Origin of the sequence: Achromobacter arsenitoxydans SY8 (assembly GCF_000236785.1) — a bacterium.
Taxonomy (GTDB): domain Bacteria; phylum Pseudomonadota; class Gammaproteobacteria; order Burkholderiales; family Burkholderiaceae_B; genus Achromobacter; species Achromobacter arsenitoxydans.
This window is the reverse complement of sequence record NZ_AGUF01000068.1, coordinates 1-11,688: the sequence shown is the minus strand read 5'-3', so window position 1 is coordinate 11,688 and position 11,688 is coordinate 1. Positions and strand designations below refer to the sequence as shown.

Sequence of the window (11,688 nt, the reverse complement as noted above, 5' to 3'; positions counted from 1 at the left end):
ACGGGAGATACGAGATGAATAGAGATCCGAGGAATCCAGCGCGATACAGCGGCGACCGGGAACCTTGGCGCGACCCCGCGCCGTCCTTTGGGTACCAAAGCGAAGGGACCCGCCAGAGCGGCAGCGGTGCGCGCAACAGCCGGGAGCCGGTGCGCAGCCGCAGCGCCGACCCCGGGCAGAGCAGCTATGGCGGCTTTTCGAACGAAGATCCTTCGCTGCAGCGGCAGCAGGTGTACGGATTGAGGGATCGCGGCTACGACGGTCCCACCTCGTTCGGCGATGACGAAGGCGGCTATTACGGCGACCGGCCGTCGGCGCGCGAAGAGCCCATGTCGTTCGACACCGCGGAGCGCGGCGGCTATGGCCGCGGCATGACCGCGTGGCGCGACCGCGGTTCTCGCCGCACCGATCCCAAAGGCTACATCCGCTCGGACGAGCGGGTTCGCGAGAATGTGTGCGAGTCGCTGGCGCACAGCGGCCTGGATGTGAGCGACGTGTCCGTGTCTGTCGCGGACGGCAAGGTCACGCTGGAGGGTACGGTGCCGAATCGCCGCATGAAACACGACGTTGAGGATTGCACGGTGGAGTGCGCCGGCGTGAAGGACGTTGAGAACCGGATTCGGGTGGGCGCGGCGGCGCAGGCTGGCCAGTCGAATACGGGGACGCAGGCAAGCCCGGCGGAATGACGGAATTTTCTGGCGACATGGGCCGCCAGAGCCATTGAAGATAAGGAGCAAGACCATGACCAAGTCGAAAACAGCCGAGGACAAGAGCGCGCCGAACCGGAGCGAGGACGACACGCCTCGCACGGCGCAGGCAAGCCACGGCGATACCCAGAACCGCAGCAAAAAAGAGGGCCACGTCTCGCAGATCGGTACGGGACAGGATCAGCAAAGCCAGCGCAATCGCGGCCAGGGGGCGCGCAGCAAACCCTGACCCCCAATCCTATTGCGCTGCAGCCAGGCTTGGCCGCGCTGAACGTGCGCGGCGTCTTGAAAAATGAGGGTTAGGGCTTCCTGCGCGCAGGGCTGTAGACCTATACTTTTTTTTCATGCACGCTCCGGCGCACGAAACGGGCGTATGCCGCTACACCCCGCGCGGCGTTCGCCGGGCAACCAGGTGCTCAGGGTCATGGCCCCTACCCACGGAGGCGTATCCCATGTCGCGCCCAAATCCATAGGCGGCTTGCTTTAGACGCTGTTTGTGTATGCATCACCTCCAAGGAGATGTGTGATGAACAAACTGTCCAGCAGCTCCCTCGACGATCTCAAGGCCTCAGCAAGAGGCCAGGTCCTGACGCCTGGCGATGCCGGCTACGACGACGCCCGGAAAATCTGGAACGCCATGGTCGACCGCCGGCCCGCCGTCATCGTGCGGTGCGCGGGCGCCGCCGACGTGCGCCGCGCCGTGGATTTCGCGCGCGAAAACAAACTGATGCTGTCGGTGCGCGGGGGCGGCCACAACATTGCCGGCACCGCGGTCTGCGACGGCGGACTGATGATCGACTTGTCGCCGATGAAGTCGGTGCGCATCGACCCCGCTGGCGCCCGGGCTTTTGTCGAGCCCGGCGCCACCCTGGCCGACTTCGACCACGAAGCCCAGGCGTTCGGCCTGGCGGTGCCCCTGGGCATCAATTCGACGACCGGCGTGGCCGGCCTGACCCTGGGCGGCGGCTTCGGCTGGCTGACCCGCCGGTTCGGCATGACCATCGACAACCTGCTGTCGGCCGATATCGTTACCGCCGACGGCCAGATGGCGCATGCCAGCAAAGACGACAACCCGGATCTGTTCTGGGCGATACGCGGAGGCGGCGGCAATTTCGGCGTGGTCACGATGTTCGAGTTCAAGCTGCATCCCGTTGGGCCGCAGGTGTACGGCGGCCTGGTCGTGCTGCCGCTGGAACAAGGCAAGGAGGCGCTGGCGAAGTACCGCGAGGCGCTCAAGACCATGCCCGAGGAATTGACGGTGTGGGCGGTGCTGAGGCTGGCGCCGCCGCTGCCGTTCCTGCCGGAATCGGCGCACGGCAAGCCCATCATCGCGTTCGCCGCCTGCTACACGGGGGATCTTGCCAAGGGGCCGCAAGCCGTCGAGGTGGTGCGCGGGCTGGGCAAGCCTTATGGCGAACACCTGGGACCCATGCCTTATGCGGCGTGGCAGCAGGCGTTCGATCCGCTACTGACGCCGGGCGCGCGCAACTACTGGAAATCGCACAACATCGGGGAGTTGGAAGATGGCCTGATCGACGCTGTCGTCGAATCGGTGCAGGGTGTGCCGTCGCCGCAGTGCGAGATCTTCTTCGGCCATATCGGCGGCGTGGCGATGCGCGTTTCGCCGGCCGAGACTGCGTACCCGCACCGGTCCGCGCAGTTCGCCATGAACGTGCATGGGCGCTGGGACGATCCGAAGGACGACGACCGCTGCATCGCCTGGGCGCGGGACATCTTCCGGGCCACCGAGCCGTACTCGCAGGGCGGCGTGTATGTGAATTTCCTGACGCAGGACGAGTCCGCGCGCGTGGGCGCGGCCTACGGGGACAACTTCGACCGGCTGGTCCAGGCCAAGACCCGGTACGACCCGCAAAACCTGTTCCGCCATAACCAGAACATCAAGCCGGCGGCGCCTTGACGGCAGGCCAGGCGCATCAGCCGGGCCGTCGCGATGCCGCGATCGACCGGCCCAGCTGCTTGCGCCGCCAGATGATGATGCCCGTCACGGACAGCATGACGACGACCAGTCCCAGCAGGCTGGCGAAGATCCGGTAGGGCAGGCCGAAGACATGGGCCATGTGCAGTGCGCCCAGCCAGTTGCTGAACGTGTCGCCCCACGCGCCCCGCGTCGGCAGGTAGACGCCGCGCCGCTCGCCGGTGTCGGCGTCGATCAGGATGGCGGTGTTGCCGACATGGCGGCGCAGGTCGGCGTCGCTGTGCGCCAGGTAGGCGTATAGGCCGCGGCGCCGGTCCAGCATCAGCGATTCCTCGCCGTCGATCGTGAAACCGCGTTCCCGGGCCAGATCGTCCATGGCGCGGCGCGCGGCCGACAGCGCCGCCTGCCCCTCCAGCGCGGGCGCTGCCATCGGCGCCGGCCGCACGGGTGCGCCGCGCCACGAGGTATCGAAGGGCATGACGGTCGACATCACCGGCATGTACACCTGGTCGCGCAGGTTGAACATCATGCTGGACCAGGCGTACACCAGCAGCAGGGCCCATAGCCACAGACTGAAGGCGCGGTGCAGGTCCAGCGTGTAGCGGGACGCGGATGCGCCTGGCTTGATGAGCCAGGCGGGCCGCCACGCGCGCCAGAAGCCCTTGCGCCGCGCGCCCGGCGCGGGCAGCGTCAAATAGAAGCCCACGAAGCAGTCCAGCGTCCAGATCACGGCGATGACGCCGTACAGCAGCCGTCCCCACACGCCGGGCAGCGTCAGGTCCAGGTGCAGCCGGTAGATGAAAGGCAGCAGGTTCTCGCGGGCCAGCGACAGCGCGCCTTCATCGCGCCAGCCCAGCACTTTGCCGCGGTACGGGTCGGCGAAGGCGTGCGTTGCGCGCAGCGGCAACGGCCGGCCGGTGGCCGGGTCCGGCCTGGGTGTCAGCCGGAAAACCACTGCGCGGCCGGCCTCGCGCCGCAGCGGAACGTGGTCGACGCGAGCCCAGGGCAGCTGCTCGCGCACCGCATCGCGCAACGCGAAAGGGTCCATCATCGGCAGGCCCGGATCGGCGGCCAGGAACAGCCGCGGATTCAGCCACGCGTCCAGTTCTTCCTTGAACGCCAGGATGCTGCCGGTCAGGCCTGCCACGCACAGGAAAAGGGCGGTGGCCAGGCCCGCCCACCGGTGTACGCGGACCCAGAATGGGCGCGCCGCGATTGCCATTGCCGGCTCAGTACTTCGCGCGCAGGGTCAGCATGAAGGCTTGCGGCTCGCCAAAAATGTTCTGCGAACGCGGCGAACTGATGGTCGCGTAGTACTTGCGGTCGAACAGGTTGGTGATGTTGAGCGCCACGTCCAGGTTGCGGCTGATGTCGTAGCCGAACTTCAGGTCCACCGTCGCGTAGCCGCCTTGCTCCAGCCGCGCGCCGTTGTACTGGGGAAACGCCACGTAGGTGCCGCTCTGCACATTGACGCCGCCGCCGATGGTGTAGCGGTTCCATTCGCCGGGCAGGCGGTAGTCGGTCCACACGCGCAACAGGTGGCGGGGCGCCACGGCGGTCACGTTCGAATCATACGAAGCGCTCTGGTCCACGCGCGCCTGCAGCCAGGTGTAGCCGGCGTAGACGTTCCAGCCCGGACGGATCTCGCCATTGACCTGCAGTTCGAAGCCGCGATTGCGCGTCTTGCCGTTGGCCGTATAGACGGTGGTGGAGTCCGGCGCCAGGGTGGCGCGGTTCTGGTCGCGGATCTCGAAGACCGCGAACGAGGCATTCAGGGCGCCGTCCAGGTATTCGCCCTTGATGCCGGCCTCGACCTGTCTGCCTTCCAGCGGCTTGAGCATATTGCCGTCCGCCGTCGAGTAGCCGTTCTGGGGCGAGAAGATCTCGGAATAGCTGGTGTAGAGCGAGTAGGTCTGGTTCAGGTCGTAGATCAGGCCCACGTTGGGCGTGAACTTGCCATTGAATTTGGCGTCCTGCGATTTTTCGCCGGCCAGGGTGCGCTGGGTCGAGGTCAGGTCCCACCAGCTGAAGCGGCCGCCGGCCACCAGGGTTAGCGGGTCGGCCAGGCGCAGGCGCAGGTTTGAATAGATGCCCCATTGCTTGGTGCGCGCATGGTTGCTGTTGTTGAAGGCATAGTCCAGCCGGTCGAAATCGGAACGCGGGTTGGTGATGTCGATCAGCGGCGCCCAGTTGGGCGTCGGATAGTCCCACGCGTTGTCGAAGCGCGAGTCGGTGTAATTGGCGCCCAGCGTCAGGTTGTGTTCGCGCCCGAACAGCTGGAAGGGGCCGTCGGCGTAGGCGTCATACGAGGATTGCGCCTGGCGCGTGGGGCCCTTGGCCGACAGCAGCTGAATCAGGTTGTTCGAGGTGTTGGCGGGTCCCCATCCATAGGCCTGTTCGCGGTCGAGCTTGTTTTCGGCATAGCGGCCGGACAGCTTGGCGGTCCAGCCGTTCGCCAGCCGGTGTTCCAGGTCGGCGTAGGCTTCGGTGGACGTGAATTGATCGCGGTTCCAGTCGGCCCCGATGAAGGTCGACCGCTTGATGTCGGCCAGCGAGAAGCTGGGCTGGCCGCCGGGTCCTACGGTCATGAAGGCCGGGATCGACCACATCGACGCATGGATGTCGCGTTCCTGGCGGCTGCCGCCCACGGTCAGCGTGGTGTTGGGCGTGAAGTCGTAGGCCAGCGCGCCGTACAGCACCGAATGCTGCTCGTTGGTCTTGTCGTAGAAGAAGCGGCGGTCCTGGTAAACGCCGACCAGGCGCCCGCGCAGCGAGCCGTCCTCGTTCAGGCCGCCGGTCAGGTCCACCTGCGAGCGGTAGTTGTCCCAGGAGCCTGCGGACACGCTGCCCTCGAAGCCAAAGTCCTTCTGCGGCCGCTTGTGCACCAGGTTGATGGCGCCGCCCAGGCCGCCCGCGCCGTTGTACAGGCCTGCCGGGCCCTTGAGCACTTCGACGCGGTCATAGATGGCCAGGTCGCTGGACGACAGCATGCGCCAGTCGTACTGCGTGGGGATGCCGTCGATCTGGTAGGACGTCATGTCGAAGCCGCGCGAATGGAAGATCGAGCGGCTGTTGTCGCGCCTTTCGACCGTGACGCCGGCCGTGTTGCGCATGGCGTCGTCCAGCGTCTGCATCGCCTGCTGGCGCATGCGTTCCTGCGTCACGACGCTGATCGACTGCGGAATCTGCCGCTGCGTGAGCGGCGTCTTCGACCCGATGGCCGTTGGCGGGTTGTAGCGCTCGGCCGCCGACTCGCCGGTTACGGTGACGGGAGACAGCGTGCTGACCGGAGCCGCCGCGGGGCGGATGACGAAGTGGCGTGCGCCGGTCTGCTCGGCAACCAGGCCGCTGCCGGCCAGCAGGGCGGCGAATCCGTCCAATACCGAATAATCGCCGCGCAGCGCCGGCGCCTGGCGGCCGGCCGTCAGGGCAGGGTCGAACGACAGCGTCACCCGGGCTGTTCCGGCGTACTGGTTCAGCGCCGACTCAAGCGGCGCGGCCGCCTGTTCGAATGTTGCGCGCGCGGGTTGGGCGTAGGCGGCAGGCGCGAGCGCCAGCGCGGCGCACAGCGGCAGAAGGCGGAACAGGCGTGGGGTGGAAAGGCGGATCGTGCTGGGCATGGCGGGTGCGGTCCTGGTTCAAACTTGGGGTGTCATTCCCTATGTCGAACGAGGCCGCCAAAACCCGTAAAGCGGGCGACAAAAAGTTTGTAACTGCATTCAGGCGGGCAGCACGCGGGTCCAGAGTCCCGCGTAGCGCTGGACCCGCATCGGCAGGGCGCGTCCCAGCGTATCCAGGGCGCCCGGCACGTCGTCCAGCAGAAACACGCCCGACACGCGCAGGTCCGCCACCGCCGGATCGCAGCTTATCCAGCCGCGCTGATAGCGCGACAGCTCGGCCAGAAAGTCGGCCAGCCGCATGCCGCGCACGGTCAGCACGCCGTTGGCCCAGCCGTCGGCGTCGAAGGGCGCGGACGGCTCGCGGCGCGCGTCGTGATCGCTGACCCGGTAGCGGGCGCCGGGCTCGGCCAGGGTCTCCGGGCCGTGCAGCGGCGCGATGCGCAGATCGCCGCGCTGCAGCTCCAGCAGCGTCGCGTCGCCCAGCTGGCGCAGCACGAAGCGCGCCCGGGCGCCGGTGAAGCAGGCCTGGCGCGTGCGCACTTCCCAGGCGCCGTCCGGACCCGTGTCCATGCGCAGCTCGCCGGCCAGCAGGGACAGGCGCCGGCCGCCGGGATCGGCGCGGACGGCGGAATCGGTGTTCAGCCACAGTTCGGCGCCGTCGGCCAGCGCAAAGCGGCGCTGCTCGCCCACGCCGCTGCGGTAATCGGCCGTCATGCGTTCCCAGGCGCCGTCGCGCCAGGCCAGCGTGGCGCCGGCGCCCACGACGCCCAGGGCCAGCATCGCCAGCGCCTGGCGACGTCCGCGGTTGGGCGCGGCGCGCAAGGCCGAGGCCGCCGCGGCCGATGCGGCCGCCGAGCCCGACACGGCGCGCATGTCGTCTTCAATGGATTGCAGTTGGCGCCAGACGCGCTCGTGCTCTGCGTCGGCCTCGCGCCAGCGCCGGCAGGCGTCGTGTTCGGCCGCATCCGCGTGGCCGGAGTTCAGGCGCACGGCGAAAGAAATGGCGCGCTCCAGCACCGCGGAGCGGTCAGCCATAGCGCAGCTCGTAGCAATGGCGGATGGCGCAGGCCATGTATTTTTCCACCGAGCTCAGCGACACGCGCAGCGCGGCGGCGATGTCCGCGTAGGTCATGCCGTCCAGCCGCGACATCAGGAACGCGGCCTTTGCCTTGGCGTTCAGGCCGTCCAGCATGCGGTCGATGCGGACGATGGCCTCCAGCAGCAGGGCGCGCGTCTCGGGCGACGGGGCATGTTCCTCGGGCAGCAGGGCCAGCTCGTCCAGGTAGGCGCGTTCAAGCTTGCGCCGGCGGATGTGGTCCACGGCCAGCCCATGCGCCAAGGTGGTCAGATAGGCGCGCGGCTCATGCAGGCCGCCGGCGCGTTCGGGCGCAACCAGCAGGCGGTGAAAGGTGTCCTGCGCGATATCGGCCGCATCGAAACCGCAACCCAGCTTTTTGCGCAGCCAGTTCACCAGCCAGCGGTGATGATCCACATAGAGTGCGCGCACATGGTGGTGATCCGGCGCCAGGCTGCGAGTCATGGAAGTGCGATGAAAGAGGGCCGACGGGAAATCCCGAGTGATTCGAGATTGAGAATGGTTCTTATTGTATCCGTCGCGCCGAAATCTACAACCCGCCCGGATTTTGGCTCCCCAACCGGTGTTCGATCTTCCCCTTCAACGCCAGCAGGTCCGATGCATGCCGCCGCTCTACGGCGGACAATGTTTCGTCCGTGATCAGGCTGAGGTTCAGCGCCAGCGCCTGCCGGCCTTGACCTCTTAAGGGCGCGGACATGGCGATCACGCCGGGCTGCCAGGACGCCAGGCAGTACCCCTGCGCTGCGACCTTGGCGACTGCGTTGTCGATATCGGCGCGGATAGGCTTCCAGGAAGCGCTGCGGTAGCCGCGCCGGATCTGGTCCAGCAGCGCTTCGCGCGAGTTCGCGTCCAGCGTCGCCAGATAGGCGCGGCCCAGCGACGTCAGTTCGATCGGGACGCGCTGGCCGGCCACGATGGTCCGCAGCGAGGCCTTGCGGTTGTAGCGGATTGATTCCAGGTAAACCATCTCGGCGCGGTCGGCGCTGGCCAGGCCCACGTTCAGGCGCAGCTTGGTGGACAGGTCGTGCATGAGCGGCGTGGCCGCCCTGAGCACCGGGGACGCGGCGCGCATGGCGTGCCCCAGGCTGAGCACCGGCGCGGCCAGGCGGTAGGCGCGCGCGCGCCGGTCGTGTTCCAGGAAGCCGCTGGTGACCAGGGTCTGGGTCAGGCGGCTGACCGTTGCGGCGGACAGGCCTGTCCTTTCGGCGAGTTCGCCGTTTCCCAGAAGATCGGTGCCGGGCCTGAAGGCGCGAAGAATCTCCAGGCCGCGTTCCAGCGACCGATTCTGGCTGACGCCGGAAAAGCGCTGGCTTGTGCCGGACGACGATTCGGACTGCGGGGAAGCTTTCATGCAATTCCACTCTATGGAAATGGGGCGATGTCTTCGCTCAATTTAGCGCCTACCGTGTAGCCATTGCCAGCCCGCCGGAATCCGCGGCGTGAAGGGCTGGCTCCACCCGAAGCACGGAGCACGGAAATGGCCGAATACGAATTCATCAAGCTGCAGACCCACGAAGGTGTGGCGACCTTGACGCTGAACCGCCCCGATAAGCGCAACGCCATCAGCGACGCCATGCGCAGCGAATTGATCCACGCGCTGGAAGGCGTGGCGCAGGACAGAGCCATCAAGGCGCTGGTGCTGACCGGGGAGGGCAAGGGCTTCTGCGCGGGCGGGGATATTGCCGGCATGCAGCGCAGGATGGACGCGCCGGCAGGCGAGGTGGGATTCAATGGCTGGTCGCGCCAGCAGCGGGTGCACCACGCGGTCAGCCTGCTGCACCGCATGCCCAAGCCCACGATCGCCGCCGTGAACGGTGCGGCGACAGGCCTGGGCGCTGACACCGCGCTCAGTTGCGACTTCATCGTGGCTTCCGAGAGCGCCACGTTCACTTGGAGCTATATTGCGCGAGGCCTGATTCCGGACGGCGGCGGCATGTACTTCCTGCCGCGCCGGGTTGGTCTGGCCCGCGCAAAAGACTTGATCTATTCCGGGCGCAAGGTGCTGGCGCAAGAGGCGTTCCAGCTCGGCATCGCAGACCGTCTGGTGTCCGCCGGCACGGAGGTGGCGGCGGCCCAGTCGTGGGCCGCGGAACTGGGCAAAGGGTCCGCCACGGCGCTTGCCCTGGGCAAGTCCATCCTGGATCAGAGCTTCGAACTGACCGCCGACCAGGTCTTTGCCATGGGCAGCCAGGCGCAGGGCATCTGTTACACCAGCGTCGAACATCGAGATTCCGTCGCGGCATTCCTGGCGAAGATGGCCGACGCCCGGGGAGACGGCAAATGAGCGCCCTGGAGAAACTGCTGCGGCCACGCAGCGTTGCGGTGGTGGGCGCGTCCGCCGACCCCGCCAAGACCTCGGGCCGGCCCGTGGCCTATCTGCGCAAGCATGGATTCCAGGGCAGCATCTACCCCGTCAATCCCAAGGCGTCCGACATCGGCGGGCTGCGCTGCTACCCCGATGTGCGTTCATTGCCTGGGGCCCCGGACGTCGCCATCGTGGTGCTGGGGGCGGAGCGGACGCAGCAGGCCGTCCGCGACCTCGCGGACATTGGCACGGGCGCGGCGATCGTGCTGGCCAGCGGATACGCCGAGACCGGCGAGGAAGGCGCGCGACGCCAGCAGGAGCTGCGCGAGGCGGCCGGCGGCATGCGCATCCTGGGGCCGAACACCATCGGGCTGGTCAACCTGACCGACCGCATTCCGCTGTCCGCGAGCGGCGCCCTGGAGATCGACGAGTTGCACGACGGCGCGGTTGGCCTGGTGTCGCAGAGCGGCGGCATCCTGGGCGCACTGCTGTCGCGGGCCGCCGCGCGCGGCATCGGCCTGTCCAAACTGATTTCCACCAGCAACGAGGCCGATCTGGAACTGGCCGACTTCGTGGAAGCGCTGGCGGACGACCCCGCCACCCGCGTCATCGCGCTGTACGTCGAGAGCATCCGCAACCCCCGCAAGTTCCGCGCCGCGGCGCGCAAAGCCTTCGACGCCGGCAAACCGGTAGTGGCATTCAAGATCGGGCGATCCGAGTCCGGCGCCCAGGCCGCGGCCTCGCACACGGGCGCGCTGGCGGGCGCAGACGGGATGTACGACGCGCTGTTCGAGGACACGGGCGTCATCCGCGCGCAGACATTCTCCGATCTGCTCGACATCTCCGCCGCGCTGGCCCATCCACGCAAGCTGCGAGGCCGCCGCATCGCGGTGCTCACGTCCACGGGCGGCGCGGGCACGCTGGTGGCGGACTGCCTGGGCATGGCGGGCTTTGAATTGCCGCCGCCGGATGCGGCGACGGGCGCCGCCCTGCGCGCCCTGCAGCCGGGCGTCCACGCCGCCCTGGACCGCAATCCCATCGACGTGACGCTTGCAGGCCTGCAACCCGAACTGTTGCGGGGCGCCATACGCATTGTGCAGGGCAGCGGCAACTACGACGCGCTGGTGGTGATCGTGGGTTCCTCCGGCGTCGCGCAGCCCGAACTGATGGCGGGGGCTCTCAACGACACGCTCGCGGCAAGCGACATGCCGGTAATGGCCTACATCAGCCCGCACGCGCCGAAGGCCGCGGAAGTCCTGGGCCGCTACGGCATTCCGGCGTTCCACACGCCCGAGAGCGTCGGCGCCGCGATGGCCGCGATGTGGCAGGCGCATGCGCGCCGCGGGCTGGCGAGGCCTGCCGGCCAGGCTGCGCCCGCCGCTTTGGTCGATTGCCCGGAAAACGGGTCCTTGGACGAGGCCCAGGCCAAGGCGCTCTTTGCCCGATTCGGCATTCCCGGCGTGAAGGAAATCGTGGTGCGCTCAGAGGCGCAGGCCGTGCAAGCCGCCGCGTCGCTGGGGCCGCGCGTGGTGCTTAAGCTCCTGTCCGGCGAAATCACCCACAAGAGCGACGTGGGCGGCGTGGCGGTGAACGTTGCGTCCGCGGACGTGCCTGCGCGTCTACGGAAGATGACTGACGATGTTCAGCGCCATACCGGAAGCCGGCCCGACGCGTTCCTGGTCCAGGAAATGGTGTCCGGCGCGGCGGAAGTGATCGTGGGGCTGCATCGAGATCCGCTGGGCGACGCGATCCTGCTCGGCATGGGAGGCGTCGTGGCCGAACTGGTCCGGGACACGGTGCTGTTGATGCTGCCGGACGATGGATCGGGGCTGATGCCGGACCAGGTAGAGACGGCTTTGCGGCGGTTGAAGACCTGGCCGTTGCTGGATGGCTACCGCGGACGCGAGCGCGCCGATGTGCCGGCGCTGATCCAGGCGGTCGTTGCGTTTTCGCGGATGGCCGCCGCGCTGCGGGAGCGGCTGATCGAAGCCGAAATCAATCCGCTGTTCGTCAAACCGCTGGGG

10 protein-coding genes are annotated in these 11,688 nt (G+C 67.8%); 5 read left to right on the top strand and 5 right to left on the bottom strand.

What is annotated here, in order from left to right:
• Positions 1-14 precede the first annotated feature (14 nt).
• The 3 genes from KYC_RS21245 (at position 15) to KYC_RS21235 (ending at position 2,625) form a co-directional block, all read left to right on the top strand.
• Complete coding sequence (locus KYC_RS21245) at positions 15-686, top strand: BON domain-containing protein (protein WP_081478084.1); 672 nt, start codon at positions 15-17, stop codon at positions 684-686.
• A gap of 55 nt (positions 687-741) precedes the next feature.
• A complete protein-coding gene (locus KYC_RS21240; protein WP_008166232.1) occupies positions 742-936 on the top strand; it encodes a hypothetical protein in 195 nt (64 codons plus the stop codon).
• 297 nt (positions 937-1,233) lie between these two features.
• Positions 1,234-2,625, top strand: coding sequence for an FAD-binding oxidoreductase (locus KYC_RS21235; protein WP_008166224.1), 1,392 nt, complete (start codon positions 1,234-1,236; stop codon positions 2,623-2,625).
• Between the two features lie 16 nt (positions 2,626-2,641).
• Here the strand turns inward: KYC_RS21235 and KYC_RS21230 are convergent, their stop codons facing one another.
• The 5 genes from KYC_RS21230 to KYC_RS21210 form a co-directional block, all read right to left on the bottom strand.
• Positions 2,642-3,865, bottom strand: a complete 1,224-nt coding sequence (locus KYC_RS21230) for a PepSY-associated TM helix domain-containing protein (protein WP_008166222.1) — start codon at positions 3,863-3,865, stop codon at positions 2,642-2,644.
• Positions 3,866-3,872: 7 nt separating this feature from the next.
• Positions 3,873-6,263 carry a TonB-dependent siderophore receptor gene (locus tag KYC_RS21225; RefSeq protein WP_008166216.1) on the bottom strand — a complete coding sequence of 797 codons (2,391 nt, stop codon included), beginning with the start codon at positions 6,261-6,263 and terminating at the stop codon, positions 3,873-3,875.
• 99 nt (positions 6,264-6,362) lie between these two features.
• On the bottom strand, positions 6,363-7,298 hold the full coding sequence (locus KYC_RS21220) for a DUF4880 domain-containing protein (RefSeq protein WP_008166214.1): 936 nt from the start codon (positions 7,296-7,298) through the stop codon (positions 6,363-6,365).
• Positions 7,291-7,803, bottom strand: coding sequence for a sigma-70 family RNA polymerase sigma factor (locus tag KYC_RS21215; protein ID WP_008166212.1), 513 nt, complete (start codon positions 7,801-7,803; stop codon positions 7,291-7,293). Before KYC_RS21215 ends, KYC_RS21220 begins: the two co-directional genes overlap by 8 nt.
• A gap of 85 nt (positions 7,804-7,888) precedes the next feature.
• A complete protein-coding gene (locus KYC_RS21210; protein ID WP_008166210.1) occupies positions 7,889-8,710 on the bottom strand; it encodes an IclR family transcriptional regulator in 822 nt (273 codons plus the stop codon).
• Between the two features lie 126 nt (positions 8,711-8,836).
• Here KYC_RS21210 and KYC_RS21205 point away from each other — a divergent pair, with 126 nt between their 5' ends.
• Positions 8,837-9,643, top strand: coding sequence for an enoyl-CoA hydratase/isomerase family protein (locus tag KYC_RS21205; protein ID WP_008166209.1), 807 nt, complete (start codon positions 8,837-8,839; stop codon positions 9,641-9,643).
• Positions 9,640-11,688, top strand: a 2,049-nt coding sequence (locus KYC_RS21200) for an acetate--CoA ligase family protein (protein WP_008166208.1), incomplete at its 3' end; no start/stop codon positions are given. The genes KYC_RS21205 and KYC_RS21200, both read left to right, overlap by 4 nt.

Excerpts from the sequence above, each read along its gene's own strand:
- KYC_RS21240 (WP_008166232.1), top strand. The coding sequence starts at position 742 with ATGACCAAGTCGAAAACAGCCGAGGACAAGAGCGCGCCGAACCGGAGC.
- KYC_RS21235 (WP_008166224.1), top strand. The coding sequence starts at position 1,234 with ATGAACAAACTGTCCAGCAGCTCCCTCGACGATCTCAAGGCCTCAGCA.
- KYC_RS21215 (WP_008166212.1), bottom strand. The coding sequence starts at position 7,803 with ATGACTCGCAGCCTGGCGCCGGATCACCACCATGTGCGCGCACTCTAT.
- KYC_RS21205 (WP_008166209.1), top strand. The coding sequence starts at position 8,837 with ATGGCCGAATACGAATTCATCAAGCTGCAGACCCACGAAGGTGTGGCG.
- KYC_RS21245 (WP_081478084.1), top strand. The coding sequence starts at position 15 with ATGAATAGAGATCCGAGGAATCCAGCGCGATACAGCGGCGACCGGGAA.
- KYC_RS21220 (WP_008166214.1), bottom strand. The coding sequence starts at position 7,298 with ATGGCTGACCGCTCCGCGGTGCTGGAGCGCGCCATTTCTTTCGCCGTG.
- KYC_RS21210 (WP_008166210.1), bottom strand. The coding sequence starts at position 8,710 with ATGAAAGCTTCCCCGCAGTCCGAATCGTCGTCCGGCACAAGCCAGCGC.
- KYC_RS21225 (WP_008166216.1), bottom strand. The coding sequence starts at position 6,263 with ATGCCCAGCACGATCCGCCTTTCCACCCCACGCCTGTTCCGCCTTCTG.
- KYC_RS21230 (WP_008166222.1), bottom strand. The coding sequence starts at position 3,865 with ATGGCAATCGCGGCGCGCCCATTCTGGGTCCGCGTACACCGGTGGGCG.